Origin of the sequence: Ochrobactrum teleogrylli (assembly GCF_006376685.1) — a bacterium.
Classification (GTDB): Bacteria; Pseudomonadota; Alphaproteobacteria; order Rhizobiales; family Rhizobiaceae; genus Brucella; species Brucella teleogrylli.
Window position 1 is genome coordinate 117,071 of record NZ_VEWL01000012.1, and the last position, 23,407, is coordinate 140,477.

Here is a 23,407-nt window from a genome sequence, read left to right on the forward strand (position 1 = left end):
TACCCAACTTTGCCCCTCGAACTTGTGCGATACGTCTGTTCGGCGACCGATTTTCTTCCCGTTTGGACTTGAGAACGATATTTGCAGTCTTTCTGCTGCTGATCCTTGCCGCTGTGATTGCGGCGGCATCGCTGGCGAGCGGCAAATACCCGATCGCCGTGTCTGATGTACTGAGCGCGCTCGCCGGTGGAGGCGACGACATGGTCCGGATGATCGTGGTGGAATGGCGGCTACCGCGCGTCGCGCTCGCCTTCCTGCTTGGTGGTGCTCTCGGCATGAGCGGAGCCATCTTCCAAAGCTTGACACGCAATCCGCTCGGTAGCCCCGACATTATTGGCTTTTCGGCTGGTTCCCATACCGGAGCGCTTGTCGTTATCCTGCTTCTGTCTGGGGGCTATTACGAGACCGCCGCCGGGGCCCTGATTGGCGGTGTCTTGACGGCGGTGGCGGTTTATCTTCTTGCTTACCGGCGTGGCGTGCAGGGTTTTCGGCTGATCATTGTCGGTATTGGTGTTGCCGCCATGCTGTCGGCTTTTAACACGTGGATGATACGGGAGGCCGATCTTCAAATGGCGATGTCGGCTGCCATCTGGGGAGCCGGTTCGCTGAACGGCCTGGGGTTCGAACAACTTCTGCCGGTCGTGGTCGTGCTGGGCCTCGTCGCGCCGCTGACCTGCTTCCTCTCCCGCCCCACGCGGCAACTCGAAATGGGTGACGATGTGGCGAAAGCGTCCGGCGTCAACACCAACGGTACACGAGCTTCACTAATGATCGTCGGCGTAGCGCTGACCGCAATCGCCACAGCCGCAGCCGGACCAATTTCATTCGTTGCACTTGCGGCGCCCCAGATCGCCCGCATGCTTACCCGTTCGGCTGGTATCGCGCTCATTCCGTCAGCCCTGATGGGCGGGCGTCTGCTGTTGGCCGCTGACTGGACTGCACAGCACGCATTCTGCGTTCAGCTTCCTGTTGGCGTCATGACGGTTAGTGTTGGTGGTCTTTACTTCATCTGGCTTCTTATTCGCGAGGGTCGCAAATGAATGGTGCAAACACCCTCCCCTCTTGCGACAGGCTGCATGCGGACGCAGTGACGCTGCGCTATGACGAGCGGACAATTTCAAAGGATCTGTCGGTCTCAATTCCGGATGGTTCCTTCACTGCGATCATCGGGCCGAATGCCTGTGGAAAGTCCACGCTGCTCAGAGCCCTGTCGCGGCTGCTGACACCCTCTGCCGGCCGCGTGATCCTCGACGGCAAAAGCATTGCCGATATACCGGCCAAGGAAACCGCCCGGCGGCTCGGCCTGCTTCCGCAAAGCTCGATCGCGCCGGAAGGGATTACGGTCGCCGATCTGGTGGCGCGCGGTCGTTATCCGCACCAGTCCTTTCTGCGCCAATGGTCAACAGCCGACGAAGATGCCGTCATCGCGGCGATGGCGGCAACCCGTGTCGCGGAACTGTCCGACCGGCTGGTGGATGAACTCTCCGGCGGTCAGCGTCAGCGCGTATGGGTCGCGATGGTTCTGGCGCAGGAAACGCCGATCCTGCTGCTCGACGAGCCGACCACCTTCCTGGACATTGCCCATCAGATCGAATTGCTTGATCTTCTGGCCGATCTCAATGCGAAGGGCAGAACCATCATCGCAGTACTGCACGATCTCAATCATGCTTGCCGCTACGCTACACACCTGATTGCCATAAAGGATGGTGCCATCGTCGCGGAAGGCCTCCCGGCAGACATCGTCGATGCCGAACTCGTCGAACGCGTCTTCGGGCTGCCGGCCATGATCATCCCCGATCCTGTCACGGGTACTCCGCTCATCGTGCCGAGAGGGAATATGAAGACCAGAGCATCACGGCTTCCGGCCGAACCAAACCCGACTTCATAATCAGCTTCATCCAGAAAAATTCGCCCGCCCGCTCCGTTGTTCGCCAGAATTGTCGAGAGACCCAAACGAAAGGGACCCAGTTTGACTGGCCTGTTAAAACGCTTCGCATCCTATTATCGGCCACACCGTGGGCTGTTCGTGCTGGACTTTTCCAGCGCCGTCGTAGCCGGACTACTGGAACTGGCCTTTCCGGTCGCGGTGACGCTGTTCATCGACCGCCTGCTTCCCACCAACCAACTGGGCATGATTGCGCTGGCGTCTCTCGGCCTGTTCCTGATCTATCTGGTCAATGCCGGTCTTCAGGTCATCGTCACCTATTGGGGGCATATGCTTGGCCTCAAGATCGAAACCGAAATGCGAAGGAAAGCCTTCGACCATCTGCAAAAGCTTTCCTTCGGGTTCTTCGACAACCAGAAAACCGGCCACCTTGTCGCAAGACTGACCAAGGATCTCGAGGAGATTGGCGAGGTCGCCCATCACGGGCCGGAAGATCTGTTCATCGCGCTCATGACGCTGATCGGCGCCTTTATTCTGATGATGTCGGTGCATGTGCCGCTGGCGCTGATCACCGCAACCATTGTGCCCGTGACTGCGATCTTTTCCACTCGTTACAGCAAGCGTATGACCAAAACCTGGCGCGCGCTTTACGAACGTGTGGCAGAGTTCAATGCCCGCATTGAGGAAAACGTCGGCGGTATCCGGGTGGTGCAGGCCTTCACCAACGAGGATCATGAACGGAAACTGTTTGCTGAGAACAACCAAAACTATCTGATGACCAAGCTGGAAACCTACAAGGCTCTGGCGGCATCCATGTCAACTTCCTACCTGTCAACGCGCTTCGTGCAGGTCGTTGTGATGCTGGCAGGCGCATGGTTCGTGGTACGCGGCGAACTGTCGGCGGGCAGCTTCGTCGGCTTCCTGCTTCTGGTGGGTGTATTCTTCCGACCGATCGACAAGATCAATGCGATCATTGAAACATACCCGAAGGGCATTGCGGGCTTTCAGCGATATACACGGTTCCTGGATACGTTACCCGATATTGCAGACCGGCCAAAGGCGCGCTCCATCCAGAGGCTGACTGGTGACATTGACTATCAAAATGTTCGCTTCGGCTACAATTCGGACACACCTTTATTCGATGGTTTAAACCTTTCCATCCGCGCCGGAGAAACTGTCGCTTTCGTCGGCTCGTCGGGCGCGGGCAAGACAACGATATGCTCGCTTTTACCTCGCTTCTAAGAGGTGACAGGTGGCGCGATCAGCATCGATGGCACAGATATTCGCGACATGAGCTTGAGGTCCCTGCGCTCTAACATTGGCGTCGTGCAACAGGATGTCTACCTGTTCGCCGGCACGATCCGTGAGAACATCGCCTATGGACGCCTCGACGCCACCGAAGCCGACATCCTGGACGCGGCTAGCCGTGCAAGGCTCGACACGATGATCGCCTCACTTCCGAATGGTCTGGACACAGTCATTGGCGAGCGTGGCGTGAAACTATCGGGCGGACAGAAGCAGCGTCTCGCCATCGCACGCATTTTCCTGAAAAACCCGCCGATTCTGATCCTTGATGAAGCGACCTCCGCGCTCTACACCGAGACTGAACGCGCCATCCAGCAATCACTTGCCGAACTGTCGCAGGGCCGCACGACGCTGGTGATAGCGCACAGGCTTGCAACCATCGTCAATGCTGATCGCATCATAGTGATCGAAGACGGTAAGATTGCCGAACAGGGCAGCCATGCCGAACTCATTGACCGCAAGAACGGTCGATACCGAAAGCTTCGATCAGATCAAGTTAGCGATTACAGCGCTATAAGCGGTGGCTAGAACTCATTCTCTGTACCGCTTGCACAGTGAGAGTAGCTCAGGGAACTGGTGTATCAAGACGGTCAATACGAATATTTTAAAGATTCTGGACGGGGCTGCGTTTTGAGCGGTTTCTTCTGATCCAAGGTTACGGACATCTTGAGGGCAACGGCACCCCCCGTGTTCAGATTGGAATTCAGAATTCCGCTTGCCTGAAACAACTTTTCACTGCTCGAAGAAGGGCAAGATTGATGCAGTCCATCAGGTATGGACGATGCCGCTTGGCACCCGACGGTTTGCCGCGCGCAAAAGTTATTAGCAGAGTCCAATGGAAGCCCATTGCGCACTCAACGAAATCAGATGCTGGATCACATTCTTTCGCAAAGAGACAACAATTCATAGTCCTTTAGTCGTCAAAACTACCGCATTGAATCTGGACTATAGCAAGCGGCAAGGCCCGCTATGTTTGGTCGCTCTGTATATCGGACTACACTCATCCGCGCCGTGTGCCGGAAGATACGATGTCGAGATATACAGCCAAAACAAGAATGCTGCCCTTGATGATCTGCTGCCAGAATGTATCGACGCCGAGCATGGACATACCGTTGTCGAGGCTCGACATGATGAGCGCGCCCACCAATGCACCGAGCACAGAACCGACGCCCCCGCGCATGGAAGTACCGCCGATGAAACAGGAGGCAATGGCATCCAGCTCTCCCCCCATACCTGCCGATGGCGTGCCTGCCGCGAGGCGGGAGGTTGTCGTCAGGCCAGCCACCGCCGCCATCAGTCCCATCAGGGCGAAGACTGCCATCTTGACGAAGTTTACGTTCACGCCTGAAAAGCGGGTTGCTTCGGTATTGGAGCCAACCGCATAGATGTGACGACCGAACACCGTCTGTTTTGCGATAACAGTGAAAACGCCGAGGATCACCAGCAGGATCAGCACCGGGACCGGTACGCCCTGATAGCTGTTGAGGATCAGGATGAAGCCCAATATCAGGATACCGATACCGAGAAGCCTCGCGACTTCCATAGCGGGCGAAAGTGTCTGGAGGTTATGCTTGCTCTTGCTGGCCCGCGTACGTAGCGTCATGAGGATAAGAACGCCGAACAGCGCAATTGCGCTGAGATTGCCAAGCCAACCCGGCAGGTAACCCTGCCCGATATATTTGAATTCTGGCGAGATCGGCGCGATTGTGACGCCGCCCATGATACCCAGCACTATACCGCGAAAGACGAGCTGTCCGCCAAGTGTAACAATGAAGGAGGGTATGCCAAGATAGGCGGTCAGCCAGCCGTTGAAAGCGCCAAGTGCCACACCCAGAACCAGAACGGTGCTGATCGTCGCCCATAGCGGCCATCCGTAAACGACATCGAGAACGGCGGCGATGCCGCCTAGAAGCCCCAGAAGCGCCCCGACCGAAAGATCAATTTCACCGGCGACGATGACGAAAACCATCGCGGACGCCAGCATTCCCGTGATTGCCATTTGGCGCAGGAGATTAGAAAAATTGCGCGCTGTCAGAAACTGCGAACGCCCCATCTCCGGATCATAGGTGAGTACTGCAAACAAGGCCCAGATGAGCGCGACCACGATCAGGAGAGCTACGATCTTATATTCCGCGAGAAACTTTCGGAGGCCTTTGCCCGTCAATGTCATATCATGCACCGGTCAAATTTGAGTATTCCAGAAAGGAGTTGAACAACTGGCGCCCGAAGAATGCGGATAACCAATCGTTATTCGAGGGTCAGGCGACATTGCTCATAGGGTTGCCTATTGCGGCTGCAAGCACCTGCTCCTGCGTGAGATTTTCATTGGCGAAGTCGCCGCGCAACCTGCCCTCGCCGATCACCAATACGCGATCGCTAATGCCGAGTACCTCCGGCATTTCTGAAGAGACCATCAGCACCGCAACCCCCTGTTTCGCGAGCGCGAAGATCAGTTTGTAGATTTCATATTTCGCGCCAACATCGACGCCCCGTGTCGGCTCATCCAGAATGAGCACCTTGGGGTCCGGCAGCATCATCTTCGACAGCACCGCCTTTTGCTGGTTACCACCGGACAGTGACGCGATTTCCAACATTGGATCGGCAGTCTTCACCTTGAGACGCAAAATCTCACGCTGGATCGTCGCTAGTTCCGCTTCCTTGTCGAGCAATCCGCGCAGGGAAAAACGATCCAGCACCGAGACAGTCATATTATAGCCCACCGGCATGATGGGCAGAATGCCGTCCTTCTTGCGGTCTTCCGGCACCATGCAGATGCCCTGTCGAACAGCATCGCGCGGCGTACGGATCTTCAGTTCCCTGCCTTCCAGAAAGACCTGCCCCTCATGCGCTCCGGGCCAGACACCGAAGAGGCTTGACACCAGTTCGGTCCGCCCCGCGCCCACGAGCCCGGCAATACCGAGGATTTCCCCGCGCCTAAGCGCAAACGAAACATTGTCGACCACCTTGCGATCGGGATTAGTCACCTCCCAGCAATTTATGTTGCGGGCCTCGAAAATGACTTCGCCAATATCGTGAGGCTCGCGCGGGAACAGGTTTTTCATCTCGCGTCCCACCATCATGGTGATGATGGCTGGCGTCGTGAGTTCCGCCATGGGTTTGGTGGCGATATGCGTGCCGTCGCGGATGACCGTCACCGTGTCGGAAATTTCAGCCACTTCATCCAGCTTGTGGGAAATGTAGACACAGGCCATTCCCTGCGCCTTGAAGTCCTTGATGAGATCGAGAAGAACCCGCGTTTCGGCTGCAGTCAGCGCCGATGTCGGCTCATCCAGAATGAGAAGCTTCGCATTCTTGTTGATCGCCTTTGCGATCTCGATCAGCTGCTGCTTGCCACCCGAATAATGATAGACTGGAAGTGCTACATTGATGTCGTGGATCTTGAGGCGCGCCAGAAGTTCCGTCGCACGCGCATTCATCTGGTCATAATCGATGAAGCCCCCGCTCGTCGGCTCCGATCCCAGAAAGATGTTCTCCGCAACCGACAGATGCGGCACCATCATCAGTTCCTGATGGATGATTACGATGCCAGCCGCTTCTGTATCGCGAATACCTGTGGCCTTCAGCTCCTCGCCTTCCCACAAAATCTCGCCGGTCCAGGCGCCATAGGGATAAACGCCGGAAAGCACTTTCATCAACGTGGATTTACCCGCGCCATTCTCGCCGCAAAGGCCGACGCACTCGCCCGGACGTACCTTCAGGTAAATACCGTCAAGCGCTTTCACGCCGTTAAAGTCCTTACCTATATTGCGCATCTCTAGAAGATATTCGGACATCGCATACGACCTTGCAGTGTTGCAGCAGAATAAGCCATCCGAAGACCGCCGACACCATCTTCCACGGCGGAATTACTCCAGACAACGCTGTCACAGACAGCATCGATACATTGGCGGGACCGGAAGCTGAACATTGTTTCAAAACTTCTGATCGCACTATTCTGTTGTGCTGATCGCCGGAGTAGGCTCCAGCGATCAGTACAAAGACTTATTTCCCGGATATCTGCTCCTTGGTGTAGAAGCCATCCTGGACGTAAATGTCGATATTGTCTTTAGTCACGGCAGTCGGCGTCAGCAGAAGCGTGTCGACCTGCTTGCCGCCATTATCGAGTTTGGAATTGAACTCAGGGTTTTCGCCCTTGACCATCTGGACAGTTAGCTTGGCTGCTTCGGAAGCAATGAGTTTCAGCGGTTTGTAGACCGTTACGGTCTGCGTACCATCGATCAGGCGCTTGACCGCGGCAAGGTCGCTATCCTGTCCCGAAACAGCAGTCTTCCCGGCCAGTCCCTGCGCGGCAAGTGCCTGGATGGCGCCACCTGCGGTGCCGTCGTTTGAAGCTACAACCGCATCGATCTTGTTCTGCGCGGCCGTCAGAGCGTTTTCCATGATGGAGAGTGCTTCCGTCGGGCTCCATTCCTTCACCCACTGCGAACCAATCACCTTCACCTTGCCGGAATCGATGGCTTCCTTGAGAGCCTTTTCCTGACCGGCGCGGAGGAGCTTGGCGTTGTTATCCGTCGGCGAGCCGCCGAGGAGATAATAATTGCCTTCGGGCTTCGCCTTCAGGACGGCTTCCGCCTGCATGAAGCCGACGCGCTCATTGTCAAACGAGATATAGGCATCAATATCGGCATTGAGGATCAGGCGATCATAGGAAAGAACCTTGATACCGGACGCCTTGGCGTCGGCGACGACCGCATCGAAAACCTTCGAATTCATCGGCACGATGACGATGGCGTCAACGCCCTGCGCAATCAGGTTTTCAACCTGCTTGACCTGCTTTTCTTCGTTACCGTCAGCAGATTGCACATTGACCTTGGCGCCTAGCTTTTCTGCCGCCTCAATGAAATAGTCGCGGTCACGCGCCCAGCGCTCGACGCGAAGATCATCAATGGAAAAGCCGATGACCGGATTTTCCGGCGAAGCATAAACCGGCGTGGATGTCATCGCGCCTATGCCCAAAGCTGCGGCAACCAGCGCGCCGGTCAGAAAATTACGACGTTTCATGCAAACCTCCTCCAAACAACGCCGGCTTACGACCGGCTGATACCAAACCGCGCCCCCGAACACATTGCCCCCCGGAGTTCGGCACAACAAAACAGCCCACTTCGGAGCTGTTTATTCTTTGAATGGCTGATCCTCCCAAAGGCATTTGCGCCCAGATCACCCCATCGGACAGCATGCAAAAAACATACCGCCCTATCCTCAGGAACAATTGATACGTGAAGAAAAACGAATAGCAAGCATTTTTTGATTTACGTACCTCATTTTGATCCTGATTGTCCGGAGCCAGGCAAGGCGTCTATAAGATTGGCTGAATTCGCTTCAGGCAAGCTTAAGATGGTGAGTAATGAAACCAGCAATCGAGCAACTCTTCCCCGGTTTCGAAATGCAATATGTTGAAACGGACGGGGTCTGTTTTGCTGTCACGACAGGCGGACAAGGTATGCCGATCCTGCTGCTGCACGGTTATCCGGAAACCATGGCCGCATGGCACCGGATCGCACCGGTATTGGCGCAATCCTACACTGTCGTTGTCCCGGATTTGCCGGGCTATGGGCGCAGTCGCATCACTTCCAATCCAACTGGTGCAGGATCCAAGCGACGCATGGCCGCAAGTCTGGTCGAGTTGATGCAGACGCTCGGTCACGACCGGTTTGTTGTGGTCGGGCATGATCGCGGCGGTCGGGTCGCCTATCGTATGGCACTGGACCATCCGGGCAAGGTGCTTGGGCTCGTATCTGTCACGGTCGTACCGACACCCGAAATGTGGGAAGGTGCGAGCAAAGCATTCGGTATGGGTGCCTGGCATTGGTTCATGTTGGCCCAGCCCGAACCGCTGCCTGAAATGCTATTGTCTGGCAATCCGCGCTTTATGATCGATACGACCCTGCAGAAAATGGCGCACGGTCTCGATAAGCTGCATCCACTTGCACTTGAAGATTACCGGAAAGCCTTTGACAGCGCTGACGTCCGGCATTGGATATGCGAGGACTACCGTGCCGGCGCTGGCGTGGATGAAGCTGACGATCTTGCGGATCGGGCAGCGGGTCGGCGCATTCACGTGCCGGTTCTGGTCTTCTGGGAAGAGGGCCGACGCTATGGCGGCGGGCGCGAACCGCTCGATATCTGGGCGGATTGGGCCAGCGATGTTGACGGCGAAGCTCTGGCGGGCGGTCATTTGCTGCCCGAGACCGCATCGGCTTCCATATTGGCACGATTAGCTCCATTTCTGCTTAAAATCGATGCCGGTGCATCGATTATCGCGAAGGAAGTTAGTCGTTAATCTTATTGAAAATCCCCCCACCTGGCTTTATGCGAGGCAATCTTCCATATTTTTCATGGTAGTGACGTAATGAAATTTTGTTTGCCGGGCTTAGCGGGAAATCTATTGTGCCGGGCTAACATTCGCATTGGAGGAGAGCCACAATGGATTTCACCCTGACACGCCGTCAGACATTGATGGGACTTGGTGCATTGGGCGTCAGCACGGCTTTCGGGTCGCCTGCCCGCGCCGCGACACGTAATCTGGCGGTGCTCCATCTGGCGAGCCACGCGCCAAGCTATATCGCGTATGAGCGAGGCTATTTTAAAGATGCCGGTCTCGATATCGAATTGAAGTTCTTCGAAGCCGCGCAGCCGATGGCCGTCGCCATCGCATCTGGCGATGCCGATTTCGGTGTGACGGCGATGAGTGGCGGTCTGATCAGTCTCGCCGACAAAGGCGCGATCAAGGTGATCGGCGGCGCGCTTGCAGAAGAAAAAGGCATCACCGGAAACGTCATTCTGGCCTCCAACAAGGCCTACGAAGGCGGACTGACTGAACCGTCCAAGCTGGCAGGACACAGTTTCGGGATCACCACGGCGGGATCGTCATTCCATTTCATGGCACACAAGATCGCCAAGGCCAACAATATTCCGCTTTCTGAAATCCAGCTCCGCCCCTTGCAGAAGCTCGGCGCTGTTGTTGGTGCTCTGTCGACCGGGCAGATCGATTCCTGGGCAATCCAGCCCAATATCGCCAAAAAGCTCATCCGCGAAGGCGCGGCAAAGCAGATCGGCCTCGTCTCCGATTATGCACCGGATTATCAGGTCACAACGGCATTCACATCCACAAAGAATGCGAGTGACGAGCGCGCCATGACGGAAGCCTTCGTCAAAGCCTATTCCAAGGCAATCGATGATTATAATGCCGCCTTTGTAGACAATACGGCAGACGATGCGGCACGCGACGATATTGCGAAGATCGTGCACAAATATGTCGAAAGCGACAGTCCGTTCGAGACCGCAAAACAGAACCTGATCGATGGCGCGATGCGCATCAACAAGGGTTTGGCCCTGTCGCTCAACAGCTGCGTGGAGCAGTTGGACTGGTTCCGGTCTGAAGGCATGGTGAAGGAAGCGGTCACGCAGGAAAAGCTGTTCGACACATCCTACGTCAAGACGATCTGAGATCGAGCGAGACCGAACATTCAGTGCCCGGCGGTTGGTCGGACACCAAGCCCGAAGACCTTTATCTCAAACCGGGATGCTATTGTCGGAGGGCGGACTTTCCGACTGGAGTTGAAATGGATTTACAGCTTAAGAACATCAGCCATTCTTATGGTCCGGTCGAAGTTCTAAAAGATGTCTCGCTCACCATCCCGCAGGGACAGATCGTCTGCCTGATCGGCCCGTCAGGTTGCGGAAAGTCCACTCTTCTGCGTTTTCTGGGCGGTCTTGAACGACCATCTTCGGGTGAGGTGCTGCAGATCGGTTCGCCGCCGAAGAATTCACTCAATCCCCTCACCTATGTTTTCCAGCATTTTGCGCTTCTGCCATGGCGCACCGTGGAAGGAAACATCAAACTCGTGCTGGAGGACCATGGACTTGGCCGAGCAGAGATGGACCGGATCATAACCAATGTACTGGAACGCACCCGGCTTTCAGATTTCCGGCAGGCTTTGCCGAAGCAATTGTCGGGTGGTATGCGTCAGCGCGTGGCAATTGCACGCGCCTTATCGGTGCGCCCCGCCGTCATGTTGATGGATGAACCTTTGTCCGCGCTCGACAGCCAGACACGGGAACTGTTGATGGACGACTTGGTTGCGCTTTGGACACGCCAGCCTTTCACCTCCGTTTATGTCACGCACAATCTTAACGAGGCGGTGCGGCTCGGCCATCGGGTCGTGGTACTTTCACGAAGGCCAGGACGGATCAGAGAGATTGTCGATATCGATATCCCCCTTTCGGAGCGCCATCTTGGTGATCCCGTCCTTGAGGAAAAGCAGAAACAGCTCTGGGAGTTGATGCGGGCTGAAGCGCAGGCAGCGGATCAGGAGTTGATCAATGGTTGAAGTCGCAAAGATAAAGCAGCCCGACCAAAGTGTACGCCCGGTTCCCTTCCGGGGTGGCGGCTTCGCACCCCAGCCGGTGCGCCATATGGCATTGATCCTCTTCATAACGCTGCTCGCACTGGCAGAAATCGGAACTCGCAGCGGCTTCATATCCAATCTGACACTGCCGCGCCCATCTGCTGTGCTGGAAACCTTCTTCCAGCTCTGGCAGACCGGCCTTCTATGGCAGCATCTGCTGCCATCGCTGCGGCGGCTTGTCATCGGTGCGAGCCTTGGCATCGCAATCGGTGTCAGTCTGGGCGTAATGATCGGCTTATTCAGCTATGTCCGCGCAGGTCTGGTGCCGCTCGTCGCCGCTCTTTTCCCGATCCCGAAGATCGCGCTTTTGCCGCTCTTCGTAATCTGGTTCGGCATTGACGAAATGTCGAAATATATGCTCATCGCATTTGGCACCTTTACGCCAACCGTGGTTGCCACGTACGGCGCAGTCGATAATGTGGATCGTTCGCTTGTGCGTATGGGGCAAAGCTTCGGACTTGGATGGTGGTCTATCGTGCGCAAGATCATCCTGCCCGCTGCCTTTCCGGCAATCCTGTCCGGATTGCGAGTATCGATCTCCATCGCCATCATTCTGCTGGTCGCAGCCGAAATGCTCGGTGCCCAGTTCGGCGTCGGTTCATATATTCTTGAAGCCGGATCGCTCTATGATCTTGAAAAGCTGTTTGCCGGCGTCACAATCCTTTCTGTGATGGGACTTATCGTCAACTTCATCATCGGACAGATCGAGAAGCGCTTCCTGACTTGGCGGGGTTGATTCAAGCAATATTTGCCGCCAGTTTGGCGTGCCGCAAGCAACGCTGACATATATTCCATCCTGAACGGCATTAATAATGCCACGCCATCAATTTTTTGAAGGCAAACCAAGGATTTGACGAACACCATCCTTCGAAAAAGGTTGTGCCAATTGAGCAAGGAATCCCTTTGCGACCTGTCCTTTGATGCCGATGTCTGCGGATGAGGGGCGATCAGGATTGTGATAGGTCCTGAAAATCTGGTCGAACAAGACAATGTTCTCGCCGTAATTGGTGTTTCCTTCGCGAATGTCCTTCGAGTGATGCCAACGATGGAGGCGAGGCGTACTAAAGACATAGTCAAATATCCCCGTCCTCATGTCGACATTGCAATGGGTGAGAATGCCTGCAAAGGCGGTGACGGCACCTAACCACCAAAATATCTGTAGTGGCGCACCCAGGAAATAAAGCGGAGCTTGGCTTAGCCCGACCTTGAACAGCGAGTCGATTACATGAAACCTACCGGTATTGACGACCCAAAGCCGGGTCACGGAGTGGTGCAGTGCGTGGAAGCGCCAGAAGAACAGCCGCTCGTGCGCGATGCGATGCGACCAATACAGGCCGAACTCTGCAATTATCACGGCTAATGCCACCTGTAGCACAAAAGGCAATGTGGTCGGCCAAAAGCTGAACTGAAGCGTAGCCAGCGGCTGCAAGAAGCTGGCAGCTATCATAGGGAACAGCGCCGCAGCAAGTGCGGCGAGTTGAACAAGTCCCTTAGTCAACAAAGTATGAGCGATATCATTCCAGGTCTCACCATCCGCCTCAAGCCAGCTACCTTCATATGGAATAATGCGTTCCATAATAAACAGCATAGCGACAGCGACAGCGTACACTATGGTGAACAATGCCATAGGGTGTTCGCTGTCGAAGGCGAACTTCGCGCCAATCAGCCCGGAGAAGAAAACCAATGGCCATCCGCAGTATCGCAAAGTCCATCTGAATAGCTGGAAATTCAACATCGCTTTGAAGCTCCTGTCCCGGCGAAGTTTTAATCGTTCCGGGCGGCCTGTGCGTGATTGGCTGACCCCATAAACTTTACCAAACAACTTAAAGCCAGAGGCCTTTATCGTCAAACCACACCATCACATGACGGAACCAAACACCCAGCTCCGTTACAAAGACAGCCTTACACCTGATAGTCCGGTCTATCGCCATTTGCACAGCGCTAAGACGTTACAAATTCCTATCCCAAATTTGGTTGTTCCCGCTCGGGTCGGCAATCATGTATTTTTCTAATGAATTAATACCTTTTCGTTCCGTTGTTTCGGGCCACCGTTACTGTTTGATTGTTGGTGTTGTGGATCTCTAACTGGAGCCGCCGCCGTAAAAACGCGCCCGCCACGGTGCGCTATTAAAAAAAATTGAGGGAGCAGCATGTCAATCATTCGAAATCTAATCAACGCCGCCTTTTGCGGCCTTGCCTTGACTGCAACAGCGGCGAAGGCGGAAACGCTGACCGTCGCGCTTGGTACGGATCCTGCTTTCATCTCGGTTTACGTCGCCGAACAACGGGGGCTCTTTGAAAAGGCCGGTCTAGACGTCAAGCTCTTACGCATGGCGCAAGGAGGCGACGCAATGGACGCCGTCGTCGCGGGTCAGGCGACCTTTGGGATCGCAGCCGACCAGACTGTGATGATACGGCTGGCCCGTGCCGACATCAAGCCGCTCGCTGTCGTCAGCGAGTCAGGGACCCATCTGGAACTCATCAGCCGTCCTGACATTGGCGATCCCAGCCAGATTAAGAAGCTCGGCGTGATCAAGGGAACGGTGAGCGAATATGCTGCCGTCATGTTACTCAAAAAGTATCAACTCGATCCCTCCGCTGTAACACTTGTGCCCGCCGGCGCTCCCGATCTTCCGGCCCTGCTCCAGCGCGGGGATGTGGACGCATTCTTCGGCTGGCCGCCCTTCAACGAGCAGGGAAGGCAGCAAGGCGGCAAGACACTTCTGACAAGTGGCGACGTAGGATACGTCTATACTATGTGGCTTAGTGCTCAGGGCGAGTGGTTAAAGACGCATCAAGAAGAAGCCAAGAAGTTCCTGGCTGTCGTGGCCGAAGTCAATCGCGATATCACCACTGATCGGAACGCCGCTGCCATCGACTTCCAGAAAGCAACCAGAATGCGCGCAGCTGACACGGTGCCTCTGATTGAACGCCTGTCCTTCCAGACGCGAGACTTCTCCGAAGCCGACCTCGTCAGCTTCGCTGGCATCGCCGATTTCCTTTATGAGCAGAAGCGCACACCGCAGCGCGTCAACATCGAAAACTACGTTCAAAAGGGATTTTTTAAGGAATGACCGCGATGTCGAGAGGAAATTCAGTCACTATCGAGGGCGTTGGTATTCAAATCGGTGATCATGTCGTTACTAGCGGTGTCGACCTCATGATCAAGCCCGGCGAATTCGTCTGTCTGCTTGGCCCCTCCGGCTGCGGCAAGTCGACCCTTCTGAACGCTATCGCCGGCTTTGCTCCTGTCACCGGTCGGCTGCTCGTCGATAGTCAACCTGTACACGGCCCCGGCATTGATCGGGGTGTCGTCTTTCAGAGTTCGGAAGCGCTCTTTCCCTGGCTCACGGTCCAGGAAAACGTCGAATATGGCGCGCGCCTGCGCGGCGTATCAAAGACCGAACGAGCCGCCAAGGCCGAAGCTTATATCCGCATGGTCGGGCTCTCGCATGCTGCACAAAAATTCCCAAGTGAACTTTCAGGGGGAATGCGACAACGCGCCCAGATTGCGCGCGTACTTGCAAACGAACCGTCGGTGATCCTGATGGATGAACCATTTGGCGCCCTCGACGCCCAAACACGCGAGGTGCTGCAACGGGAAGTGGATAAAATCTGGCGTGAGACAGGCGCGACAATCATCTTTGTCACGCATGACATTCGCGAGGCCATTCTTCTCGCCGACCGGGTAGTGACAATGACGGCAGGACCAGCGGCTAAGGTGAAAACGATCTTGAATATCGATCTCCCGCATCCTCGCGACCTGTCGCATCCCCGCGCGGCTGAACTTATCGAGAGCTTGAGACAGGACATTGCAGCGGAGGTCAACCGTACATTGATCGCGCAAGGACTTTTGACGGAGGCGGCGGCATGAGTTTGAACGAAGTCTCACGTTCTGTGGCCGACAGGGCCCCCAAGGTCCTCGGGGCGCAATCGGCGCGCGCGCGCCTTTCACATGGAGTAATCGTCGCTCTTTCGATCCTCGGCGGCCTGCTTGTGTGGCAAATCCTGAGTCTCAGGATGTCGCCGCTTTTCTTTCCCTCACCGGCCCTCACAGCAATCGCATTCTGGGAGCTGGTTGAAGATGGAACGTTGTGGACCTCTATCACCGCCTCCAGCTTCCGGATTTTCTGCGGCTGGGCGGCAGGCGTTGCGGTAGGCATCCCCCTCGGTATGACTATGGGTTATTTTCGCCTTGTTCGGCAAATATTCGATCCCTACATCGAATTTTTCCGCTTCATTCCACCGATTGCATTCGTCACTCTAAGCGTGATCTGGCTCGGACCGGGCGAAGCTCCAAAGATTGCGCTGATCTTCTACACGACCGTCTTCACCGTGACACTCAATGCGCTCGCGGGCTCTATGGCGGTTTCCGATCTGCGCATCAAGGCGGCTGCCAGCCTCGGCGCGACCAGGGTTCAGACGCTCCTGACCGTCGTCGTTCCCTCCACGGTGCCCTTTATGATCACCGGTGCGCGGATCGCGATGGGCAACTCGTTCCTCACCATCGTCTCTGCGGAAATCGTCGCGGCCCAGGAAGGGCTCGGCGCCCTAATCTGGAACGCACGAAACTATGGACGGACGGACTGGGTTTTCGTGGGCATCATCGTCCTTGGCTGCCTCGGGTTTCTCTTCGATCGTATCTTGCGCGCGGTGGCGGCAAAAACGCTGAAGCGATATGGGGTCAACATGTAAGCGAGTGCTCCTCCGGGAACAATTGGATGACCGACCTGAAAGGGGCGTGGAAACCGCGCCCCTTTTCCTTCGCATATGCCTCAAATATTGGGATCGCGGCGAAAAGCGCGAACACAACGGAAGACCCGCCCCAGCTGTCTGCTGTGCGGGTCCATTCGTTGGGAATGGGCCGAAGCGAGCCCAGCGCCGTTTCTCAAGGTGCGTAGGCGCTCTCGAAAGTCTTGATCGCGCCTTCAAGCGCCTCACCATTTTCGTCGAGCATCGCAGCCTGCCTAATGCGGCTAAGCCAAATGGCACCGTCGGGCTTCTGCACAAGCTGCGGAACCAAGGCCATAATCCGGTCGAATTTGGAGTTCCCGCGCGCATGCGTGTCGGAATAGCCCTTTACCAGACGGCGGCATGTCACAGCCTCACAGGCAAGTTGATAGTTGATCGACAGAAGCGGCAGAGCGACACCCAACCAGGTATCAATGTGCGCCATTTCCCGCTTATATCGCAGGCTGCCGCGACGAAAGCGCTTCGTCGCGGCCACCGCGTAAAGCGTCAGGAACCACCAGACGGTGCCGGTCTGCACGCGACGGCCTTTGTTGATTATGCGGTCCAGCGCCTGATAAAGCCGTGGTCGGCGTTCAATCATCCCGCCGAGCCAGGCTGGCAGGGTGCCCGCGACTTCCTCCATGCGCGGATGCATGTATTCCGTCATATAAAGGATTTGGTCATCCTTGGCACCGATCTCCTTGCGCACACGCTCGAAACGACTGCTGCGTGTCTTAAGATCGGCAACGCGCACGACGTCATCATAGGTCATCGCGACCGCGAGATATTTTGCCACTTCACAGGTGAAGCCAAAATTCTGTACTGATCCGCTATTGGCGATATCCTCGCCAAGAATCTGTTCCATCCGATCAAGATATTGCATCGCGTAGGCAGGATCCTGATAGTCTACCAGCCGACATACGCCCGCAAACAGTATCCCCTGCGCATGCTCTGGGAATCTACAGCGAATGCGCGCCACGATAGCGTCTAGCTCGGTGTTTGCGGTTGTTACCGGTAGCGGCAAGAAATTCTTTTCGGGCGAACGGGTAATCGGATCACGACGATCTTCGCGCGCGCGATTGTAGGCGGCTGAAAACGCCTTAAGGCTCGACTCAACCCCTTTGCCACCAGCGCGGACTGTATCTTCGAAAGCCGAGCGCGGAAACGGTAGAACCTCGGCCGCTGCGAGCGCTCCGAGCATAGCCGAGGAAACGACGCTGCCGCTCTTTTCGGCAAGTGTTTGCATATCGAACGCAATGATTTTCTTGGCCGCGATACCGGCTGCTTCGACGACGGCGACCGGATCGCCAGTTCCATCGCCAGGAGTTTGCTTCTCGACAACCGCGTAAGAGCGATGGCTCGAAGCTATCAGCGTCGTGCGATCCGGCGTGACAATGCCACGGAGCATGGCACGCCCGGCCTCCATGAACTCGGACGCCAGCACTACGTCGACGTCACCGGGGGTCGGCATCAGCGAGAAGATTGGCCGCTTTCCCTCAAAATCAGGAAGCATTTCGATGTAGTAGATCGTCGCACCAGTGCGCTGTGCTACGCCTGGCACCGAAGTGGATTGCGCCGCCCAGCCTTGGGTCTCTGCCATGTTGACGATCCAGTCGGCGAGTACGCCCCCGCCTTGACCGCCCATGGCAAGGATCGCGATCGAGATCGGCCGCTTGAATGGAACTTCAGTAAGTTTCGGAGAGGTTACGTCAATCATGATGATCTCATGCAAAGGTTACACGCCGACGGTCGGCGCGACGTTGAAAGAAGCTGATCACTGCAGTCCGAATCTTAGCCATAAACCGGTCGCGACGGGTCGGGTTGTGAATGACATCGGCGCGGTAGAAGGAGGGGCAAAGCACAGCGGCTTCGGAAACCTCGCCGCAATTGCCACAGCCGACGCAGCTGTGGTCGATCGCTGCCACCGGATCGTCCTTCAATGGATCGTCAGTGTGCTTGACGGAGAGCGAGGGACAGCCGGAAAGGCGGATACAGGCGTGATCGCCGGTGCACACATCTTCGTCGACGCCGAAGCGCTCCTTGACCATGCGCTTGCCGTCTTTCACCGCCTTATTGAACTGCGGCTTCACGCGGCGCTGCTTGTTCAGCATGCATTCGGAAGAAGCGATAATAACTTTCGGACCCTTTTCGTCAGTCGTCAGAGCTTCCTTCAACGTGTCGCGCATCTTGGCAACATCGTAAGTGCGATCAATCTGGCGCACCCATTTCACGCCCACACCCTTCACGGCATCGGTGATGGCGTTGTTGGTAGAGCGATCGGGATTTTGAGCGCGTGACGACAGGATGTCCTGGCCGCCGGTGGCCGCTGAATAGTGGTTGTCGACTATCAGGATTACGCCATCATGCTTATTGAAGACGGCGTTGCCGATACTGGTCGAGAGACCGTTGTGCCAGAAGCCGCCGTCACCCATAACAGCGATCGAACGCTTGTCCGCCTCAACATTGAAGGCGGAAGCACCCGCGCCGGATAGGCCGTAACCCATCGTATTGCCGCCTATATTGAACGGAGGCAGGACGGAGAAGATATGGCACCCTATGTCGCCTGACACATGATGCTGGCCGAGCTCTCGCTCAGTCAGCTTCATGGCGGCAAAGATTGGGCGTTCGGGGCAACCGGTGCAGAAACCAGCCGGGCGAGGCGGAACGATCTCTTGGAGAGCCTTTACCTTCTCGTTTTCGAGTATCAGAGTTGCGTCCGGCGCTTCAGAACGGTTACCCAAAAGCTTATGCGCGTGGGTATTGAGGAATCTGCGCAGCCCTTTTTCAATCACTGACGCAGTGTAGTCGCCGCCGAGTGGCAGTATATCCTTACCGTGGACCTTGGTGTTGATGTCCTTGCGATGGAGCGCGGTGATGAGTGCCTGCTCGATGAAAGCGGGATGGCCTTCTTCGATCATGATGACTGCCTTCTTATCGACGCAGAATTTGGCCACTTCGTCATCGATCATCGGATAGGTGACATTCATAACGTAGAGCGGAATGAGCGATCCGCCATAAACGTCTGCGAGCCCGAGGAATTGCAGCGCGCGCATAACACTGTTGTACATGCCTCCCTGCAGGATGATGCCGACGTCACCGTCGGCAGGTCCCAGGAACTCGTTGAGCTTGCGCGTTCGGATGAAGTCCACCGCATTCGGCCAACGCTGCTCGAGCTTCTCCTTGTCATGGTAGATAGAGACGGGTGGCAGAACCACACGGCTGACATCGCGTCTCGGATTTTCAAGCGCTTGCCTCAAGGTGAACGTGGGCCGCTTGTTTGCTTTCGTGACGAACTGACCATGCACATGGCAGGCGCGGATGCGGACCTGCAACATGACCGGCGTGTTGGAGGCCTCGGAAAGTTCGAAGCCATCTTCCACTGACTTGACGATTGATTCTAGATTCGGACGTGGATCCAGAAGCCACATCTGTGACTTCATCGCGAAGGCATGGCTGCGCTCTTGGGGGATGGATGATCCTTCGCCAAAATCTTCACCCAGAATGATCAGCGCCCCGCCCATGACGCCACCGGAGGCCAGGTTAGTAAGCGCGTCCGAGGCGACGTTGGTGCCCGCTGTCGATTTCCATGTGACCGCGCCGCGTAGCGGATACATCACCGAGGCCGACAACATAGCCGCCGCTGCCGCTTCCGAGGCCGACGATTCGAAATGGACGTCCAGTTCGTTCAAGACGTCCTTGGCATCGGCCAGCACATCCATCAGGTGTGAGATCGGCGAACCTTGATAGCCACCGACATAGGAAACGCCTGATTGGAGTAAAGCCTTGGTGATAGCGAGAATGCCCTCACCCCTGAAAATTTCCCCCTCACCAAGGCGCAGGTCCTCGACTTCTTTGGCAAATGAGCGTTCCGCCATTATTCTTTTCTCCCTCAATGCGATATATGATTATTCATATTTTATCGCGCAGTTCGCACCGGTTCGGTACGGCACGGCCGCTGTTGGTGCCGCTAAGCTTCAAGTTGTAAGGCAGTTGTCTTTTTCATATTTATATGACAAATCATATTTATGTGTCGAGTCCGGTAGTCAGCTTTATTTTGACGCAGCTACCCAGCGGATCGCCTCGTCGGCGGAAAGGAAAATATGTCGGGATTGTTCTTTGACGACATCACTGTCGGGCAAATTTTCGAGGCAGGCCCTCATACCGTAAGCCGCGAGGAAATTGTGGACTTCGCTCAGCGTTTCGATCCCAATCCGTTCCACCTTGAGGATGCTGCAGCACTTTCGGTGGGACTTCCATCGGTTATCGCATCGGGGTTTCATACCCTATCGCTAAGCTTTAAAATATTTTTCGATCTGCACCTTTGGGACGATGCAGTCATGCCTTCACCGGGCCTTGACAAGATTCGCTGGCACAAACCTCTGCTTTCTGGCAACACGATGAGAATACGCGCTACCGTTATAGATAAGACATTGTCGCGTTCCAAACCCGACCGGGGAATTGTGACCGTTTTGCATGAGACCCTGGTTGTGGGAACAGACGCCCCATTGTTGACGGTGGAAGCAATGCATCGGTTGCGGACGAAAGACGGCTTCGCTACGAACAGACATAGAAAGTAGGAAGTGAGGCAAGGCACCATGGTTGAGAAAGACTCCAAGATTTCCGCCCGGCCAGTATCGCGCACGCTGGAACTGGAAGAGTTCCTTCCCTCACTTTTTAATCTGATAACGGCGGGTCTCAACCAACAGTTTTTGGAGCGACTGCGCCCCTTCGGCGTAACCGTTCAGCGCTGGCGAGTGTTGATGGTCATCATGAACAAAGGCGCTCGCAATATGGGCGAACTTGTGCAGCTGACCTTGATTCCACAATCGGCCCTCAGCCGGCTGATTGATCAGATGGAGAGGGATGGACTCGTTGTCCGTCGCATTTCTGATCACGACAGCCGCGTGGTCCAGGTCGAACTGACCCAATGTGGACAACATATCTACCACCAGCTCGCTCCGGCAGCGGCTAGCCATGCGAATGCCATCACTGCGGATTTTGACGAAGCCGAAACGGCTCAGCTCTTCAGTTTGTTGCGCCGTGTCCTGAGTAATCTCGACATCCGCACCTTTGCCGATCAAGAACCGTCTACCGAAAGTTCCCCACAAGAGGGACCTGGAAACGCCTCGCCTGTGCCCCGCAAAGCCGCAACCCGTAGAAAGCGGACCAGAGCATCAACAAAAGTATGAACCGGGTTCCATGATCGTCCGGTTTTTGCTGAGACTAAACTGGTGTGAAAGTCGTGGCGCGGCCATAACGGACGGTGCGGCCAGAGCCGCACCGTACATCGGCGTCAGGCCGCAACATGCAACGGTCTGTAACCGCCTCGCCAATAGGCTAAAGTCCCACCCTCATCTTTGGTGCCCACAGCTTTGACCGAGCCGATAATGATCGAATGTGAACCGCGATCGATCATTTCATCAAGCTTACAGTCGAACACCACGACCGCATCCTTGAGCAGCGACACGCCGGTGGCCATCGTCATCCACTCCGCGCCCTCGTAGCGATCGGCGCCCTTGATGCCGCCGAAGCCCGAAAAACGTTCCGCCAATGCCTGGTGTTCCGGTCCGAGCGCGCTCACGCCGAAATGACCGAAGCGCTCGATGATCGGCCATGTCGAGGACGATCGGTTGATACAGGCAATGACTTTCGGCGGTTGTGCCGACAAGGACACCATCGAGATGACGACAAGGCCCGACCGGTCTGTCCCCACGCCAGCGGTGATAAGACTGACATTGCCAACGACCAGCCGCATGGCAGCGCGAAACGCAGCCACACTCTGTTCGCCGGACATGTCGTGGAAGGTAAGTCCATCCGACATGATATGTCTCCCCGTCGCGTTACGCAGCCGCTTCGGCGGAACGATGTGCCGGGCGAATACCGCGCGCCTCGAGGATCGGCAGGACGTTGTCACGGAAATAAGGAAACTCTTCAGCGTAATCGAAGAAGGAAAGCGTGGTTCCGCGAAAACCCGCCTGATGCAGCGCGGTGATGCCGTCCGCAACCTGCTCCGGCGTACCGACGAGAGGAAACCCTCCGTGACCGGCCGCCATGCGGTCGCGAATGAGTGCGAGCAGATCATGCGGGAAGGACTGCGCATGGCTAAACAACAGTCGCACGAGGTTGTCCACAGCCGCCCAGTCAATGTTGTTCTTACCGGTGTATTCCAAAAACTCCCTAGCTTCCTTTTCAGTCGGGCGGCAGACGACATGGGAGAAGGTCAACACATTAACGTCACGGCCAGCATCGCTGCCTTGCTGCTTCAGTGCGGCAATCTCTTCCGCGGAACGGGACAGGTCTATAGCTGGAGTGAACAGGAAATCGGCATTGCGGACCGCAAAGGCTCGCCCTTCTCCGGAACCCGCGGCATTCAGAATCGGCAGTTGCCGCGATGGACGAGGGTCGCCCAGAATATTCTTCAATTTGAAATGGGTGCCATCCCAGTCGAAAGCTTCGGTGCGGGTCCAGAGTGCCTTGACGATATCATACCATTCCTGCGCATACCCGTACCGGGTCGCGTGGTCGTCGGGCAGTGTCAGTCCCAGCGCCTCATATTCGGGCTTGTTCCATCCCGCGACGATGTTGAGACCGACACGACCATTGCCAATTTGGTCGATCGTGGCGAGTTGCTTCGCCACCACCATCGGGTGGTTGGCGGTGGTGTGGACCGTCGCAAAAATCGTGATGTTGCGCGTCATGGCAAGCAATCCCGCTGCCCAGGTCATGGTTTCAAGAACGCCGCCATGAAAATTCGTTTCACCGCCGTAACCAACCCAGCGGGCGATCGGCAGCATAAAGTCGATACCGGCGTCATCGAGCATCCGCGCCAATCGCAGATTGTTGTCCCAGGAATTATTCCAACGCTCCGGTAGTTTCGAAACCGTCAACCCGCTGGAACAGTTGGTGGCAAAAGTCCCAAGTAGGAACGTATCCGAATTAAACATGCGGTTTTGGGAATTTGTCATCGTTCTCCTCCTTACGATGAATTTTATAATAGAAAATCTATTTGATATTTTATGTAGACGCAAGAGGAACGCTGCTGCATCCTCCTGGAAGG

The 23,407-nt window shown here is 55.9% G+C and carries 19 protein-coding genes and 1 pseudogene; 12 read left to right on the forward strand and 8 right to left on the reverse strand.

Features of this window, described 5'->3' with window-relative positions; all coding sequences use genetic code 11:
- The first annotated feature begins 68 nt into the window (after window positions 1-68).
- The 3 genes and pseudogenes from FIC94_RS17630 to FIC94_RS17640 all read left to right on the forward strand — a co-directional run bounded on the left by FIC94_RS17630 (window position 69) and on the right by FIC94_RS17640 (window position 3,718).
- Window positions 69-1,040: a FecCD family ABC transporter permease gene (locus tag FIC94_RS17630; protein WP_235892053.1), complete on the forward strand. Its 972-nt coding sequence runs from the start codon at window positions 69-71 to the stop codon at window positions 1,038-1,040.
- Entirely contained in the window at window positions 1,037-1,888 is an 852-nt protein-coding gene (locus FIC94_RS17635; protein ID WP_140025805.1) for an ABC transporter ATP-binding protein, read from the forward strand. The genes FIC94_RS17630 and FIC94_RS17635 overlap by 4 nt, the downstream gene beginning before the upstream one ends.
- An 81-nt stretch (window positions 1,889-1,969) precedes the next feature.
- A pseudogene (locus tag FIC94_RS17640) lies at window positions 1,970-3,718 on the forward strand (ABC transporter ATP-binding protein).
- Window positions 3,719-4,190: 472 nt separating this feature from the next.
- Here the strand turns inward: FIC94_RS17640 and FIC94_RS17645 are convergent.
- From FIC94_RS17645 to xylF, 3 genes are all read right to left on the reverse strand, one after another.
- On the reverse strand, window positions 4,191-5,360 hold the full coding sequence (locus FIC94_RS17645) for a sugar ABC transporter permease (RefSeq protein ID WP_109365820.1): 1,170 nt from the start codon (window positions 5,358-5,360) through the stop codon (window positions 4,191-4,193).
- Between the two features lie 88 nt (window positions 5,361-5,448).
- A complete protein-coding gene (locus tag FIC94_RS17650; RefSeq protein WP_140025807.1) occupies window positions 5,449-6,984 on the reverse strand; it encodes a xylose ABC transporter ATP-binding protein in 1,536 nt (511 codons plus the stop codon).
- A 208-nt stretch (window positions 6,985-7,192) separates the two neighbouring features.
- A complete protein-coding gene (gene xylF / locus FIC94_RS17655) occupies window positions 7,193-8,212 on the reverse strand; it encodes a D-xylose ABC transporter substrate-binding protein (RefSeq protein WP_140025809.1) in 1,020 nt (339 codons plus the stop codon).
- A gap of 343 nt (window positions 8,213-8,555) precedes the next feature.
- Between xylF and FIC94_RS17660 the strand changes: the two genes are divergently transcribed.
- The 4 genes from FIC94_RS17660 to FIC94_RS17675 all read left to right on the forward strand — a co-directional run bounded on the left by FIC94_RS17660 (window position 8,556) and on the right by FIC94_RS17675 (window position 12,355).
- Window positions 8,556-9,491, forward strand: coding sequence for an alpha/beta hydrolase (locus tag FIC94_RS17660; RefSeq protein ID WP_140025811.1), 936 nt, complete (start codon window positions 8,556-8,558; stop codon window positions 9,489-9,491).
- A 143-nt stretch (window positions 9,492-9,634) separates the two neighbouring features.
- The gene (locus FIC94_RS17665; protein WP_140025813.1) at window positions 9,635-10,657 is read left to right on the forward strand and encodes an ABC transporter substrate-binding protein; all 1,023 of its coding nucleotides are present in this window, start codon (window positions 9,635-9,637) and stop codon (window positions 10,655-10,657) included.
- Window positions 10,658-10,773: 116 nt separating this feature from the next.
- The gene (locus tag FIC94_RS17670; RefSeq protein WP_140025815.1) at window positions 10,774-11,541 is read left to right on the forward strand and encodes an ABC transporter ATP-binding protein; all 768 of its coding nucleotides are present in this window, start codon (window positions 10,774-10,776) and stop codon (window positions 11,539-11,541) included.
- Window positions 11,534-12,355 (forward strand): ABC transporter permease, encoded by an 822-nt coding sequence (locus FIC94_RS17675; protein ID WP_140025817.1) that lies wholly within the window; start codon window positions 11,534-11,536, stop codon window positions 12,353-12,355. The genes FIC94_RS17670 and FIC94_RS17675 overlap by 8 nt, the downstream gene beginning before the upstream one ends.
- Before the next feature lie 87 nt (window positions 12,356-12,442).
- On the opposite strand, the gene olsE is transcribed toward FIC94_RS17675, so the two are convergent.
- A complete protein-coding gene (gene olsE, locus FIC94_RS17680) occupies window positions 12,443-13,354 on the reverse strand; it encodes an ornithine lipid hydroxylase OlsE (protein ID WP_140025819.1) in 912 nt (303 codons plus the stop codon).
- 415 nt (window positions 13,355-13,769) lie between these two features.
- Between olsE and FIC94_RS17685 the strand changes: the two genes are divergently transcribed.
- The 3 genes from FIC94_RS17685 to FIC94_RS17695 are packed head-to-tail and all read left to right on the forward strand — an operon-like array spanning window position 13,770 to window position 16,314.
- Complete coding sequence (locus FIC94_RS17685) at window positions 13,770-14,693, forward strand: ABC transporter substrate-binding protein (protein WP_140025821.1); 924 nt, start codon at window positions 13,770-13,772, stop codon at window positions 14,691-14,693.
- Entirely contained in the window at window positions 14,690-15,493 is an 804-nt protein-coding gene (locus tag FIC94_RS17690) for an ABC transporter ATP-binding protein (protein ID WP_140025823.1), read from the forward strand. The genes FIC94_RS17685 and FIC94_RS17690 overlap by 4 nt, the downstream gene beginning before the upstream one ends.
- Window positions 15,490-16,314, forward strand: coding sequence for an ABC transporter permease (locus FIC94_RS17695; RefSeq protein ID WP_140025825.1), 825 nt, complete (start codon window positions 15,490-15,492; stop codon window positions 16,312-16,314). The genes FIC94_RS17690 and FIC94_RS17695 overlap by 4 nt, the downstream gene beginning before the upstream one ends.
- A 193-nt stretch (window positions 16,315-16,507) precedes the next feature.
- Here FIC94_RS17695 and FIC94_RS17700 read toward each other — a convergent pair whose 3' ends face one another.
- Both FIC94_RS17700 and FIC94_RS17705 read right to left on the reverse strand, forming a co-directional pair.
- The gene (locus FIC94_RS17700; RefSeq protein WP_140025871.1) at window positions 16,508-18,067 is read right to left on the reverse strand and encodes an indolepyruvate oxidoreductase subunit beta family protein; all 1,560 of its coding nucleotides are present in this window, start codon (window positions 18,065-18,067) and stop codon (window positions 16,508-16,510) included.
- Window positions 18,068-18,074: 7 nt separating this feature from the next.
- Window positions 18,075-20,225, reverse strand: a complete 2,151-nt coding sequence (locus FIC94_RS17705) for a ferredoxin family protein (protein WP_140025827.1) — start codon at window positions 20,223-20,225, stop codon at window positions 18,075-18,077.
- A 225-nt stretch (window positions 20,226-20,450) separates the two neighbouring features.
- Here FIC94_RS17705 and FIC94_RS17710 point away from each other — a divergent pair, with 225 nt between their 5' ends.
- Both FIC94_RS17710 and FIC94_RS17715 read left to right on the forward strand, forming a co-directional pair.
- A complete protein-coding gene (locus FIC94_RS17710; protein ID WP_121538985.1) occupies window positions 20,451-20,927 on the forward strand; it encodes a MaoC/PaaZ C-terminal domain-containing protein in 477 nt (158 codons plus the stop codon).
- Window positions 20,928-20,945: 18 nt separating this feature from the next.
- Window positions 20,946-21,539 (forward strand): MarR family winged helix-turn-helix transcriptional regulator, encoded by a 594-nt coding sequence (locus tag FIC94_RS17715; protein ID WP_140025829.1) that lies wholly within the window; start codon window positions 20,946-20,948, stop codon window positions 21,537-21,539.
- 104 nt (window positions 21,540-21,643) lie between these two features.
- Here FIC94_RS17715 and FIC94_RS17720 read toward each other — a convergent pair whose 3' ends face one another.
- Complete coding sequence (locus tag FIC94_RS17720; protein ID WP_235892054.1) at window positions 21,644-22,171, reverse strand: flavin reductase family protein; 528 nt, start codon at window positions 22,169-22,171, stop codon at window positions 21,644-21,646.
- A gap of 19 nt (window positions 22,172-22,190) precedes the next feature.
- On the reverse strand, window positions 22,191-23,315 hold the full coding sequence (locus tag FIC94_RS17725) for an LLM class flavin-dependent oxidoreductase (RefSeq protein ID WP_140025831.1): 1,125 nt from the start codon (window positions 23,313-23,315) through the stop codon (window positions 22,191-22,193).
- Window positions 23,316-23,407: the final 92 nt, after the last annotated feature.

Coding starts and splice junctions, on each gene's coding strand:
- FIC94_RS17675 (WP_140025817.1), top strand. CDS start 11,534: ATGGTTGAAGTCGCAAAGATAAAGCAGCCCGACCAAAGTGTACGCCCG.
- FIC94_RS17665 (WP_140025813.1), top strand. CDS start 9,635: ATGGATTTCACCCTGACACGCCGTCAGACATTGATGGGACTTGGTGCA.
- FIC94_RS17725 (WP_140025831.1), bottom strand. CDS start 23,315: ATGACAAATTCCCAAAACCGCATGTTTAATTCGGATACGTTCCTACTT.
- FIC94_RS17715 (WP_140025829.1), top strand. CDS start 20,946: ATGGTTGAGAAAGACTCCAAGATTTCCGCCCGGCCAGTATCGCGCACG.
- FIC94_RS17695 (WP_140025825.1), top strand. CDS start 15,490: ATGAGTTTGAACGAAGTCTCACGTTCTGTGGCCGACAGGGCCCCCAAG.
- FIC94_RS17685 (WP_140025821.1), top strand. CDS start 13,770: ATGTCAATCATTCGAAATCTAATCAACGCCGCCTTTTGCGGCCTTGCC.
- olsE (WP_140025819.1), bottom strand. CDS start 13,354: ATGTTGAATTTCCAGCTATTCAGATGGACTTTGCGATACTGCGGATGG.
- FIC94_RS17660 (WP_140025811.1), top strand. CDS start 8,556: ATGAAACCAGCAATCGAGCAACTCTTCCCCGGTTTCGAAATGCAATAT.
- FIC94_RS17690 (WP_140025823.1), top strand. CDS start 14,690: ATGACCGCGATGTCGAGAGGAAATTCAGTCACTATCGAGGGCGTTGGT.
- FIC94_RS17720 (WP_235892054.1), bottom strand. CDS start 22,171: ATGTCGGATGGACTTACCTTCCACGACATGTCCGGCGAACAGAGTGTG.
- FIC94_RS17700 (WP_140025871.1), bottom strand. CDS start 18,067: ATGATTGACGTAACCTCTCCGAAACTTACTGAAGTTCCATTCAAGCGG.
- xylF (WP_140025809.1), bottom strand. CDS start 8,212: ATGAAACGTCGTAATTTTCTGACCGGCGCGCTGGTTGCCGCAGCTTTG.
- FIC94_RS17710 (WP_121538985.1), top strand. CDS start 20,451: ATGTCGGGATTGTTCTTTGACGACATCACTGTCGGGCAAATTTTCGAG.
- FIC94_RS17670 (WP_140025815.1), top strand. CDS start 10,774: ATGGATTTACAGCTTAAGAACATCAGCCATTCTTATGGTCCGGTCGAA.
- FIC94_RS17635 (WP_140025805.1), top strand. CDS start 1,037: ATGAATGGTGCAAACACCCTCCCCTCTTGCGACAGGCTGCATGCGGAC.
- FIC94_RS17705 (WP_140025827.1), bottom strand. CDS start 20,225: ATGGCGGAACGCTCATTTGCCAAAGAAGTCGAGGACCTGCGCCTTGGT.
- FIC94_RS17645 (WP_109365820.1), bottom strand. CDS start 5,360: ATGACATTGACGGGCAAAGGCCTCCGAAAGTTTCTCGCGGAATATAAG.
- FIC94_RS17650 (WP_140025807.1), bottom strand. CDS start 6,984: ATGTCCGAATATCTTCTAGAGATGCGCAATATAGGTAAGGACTTTAAC.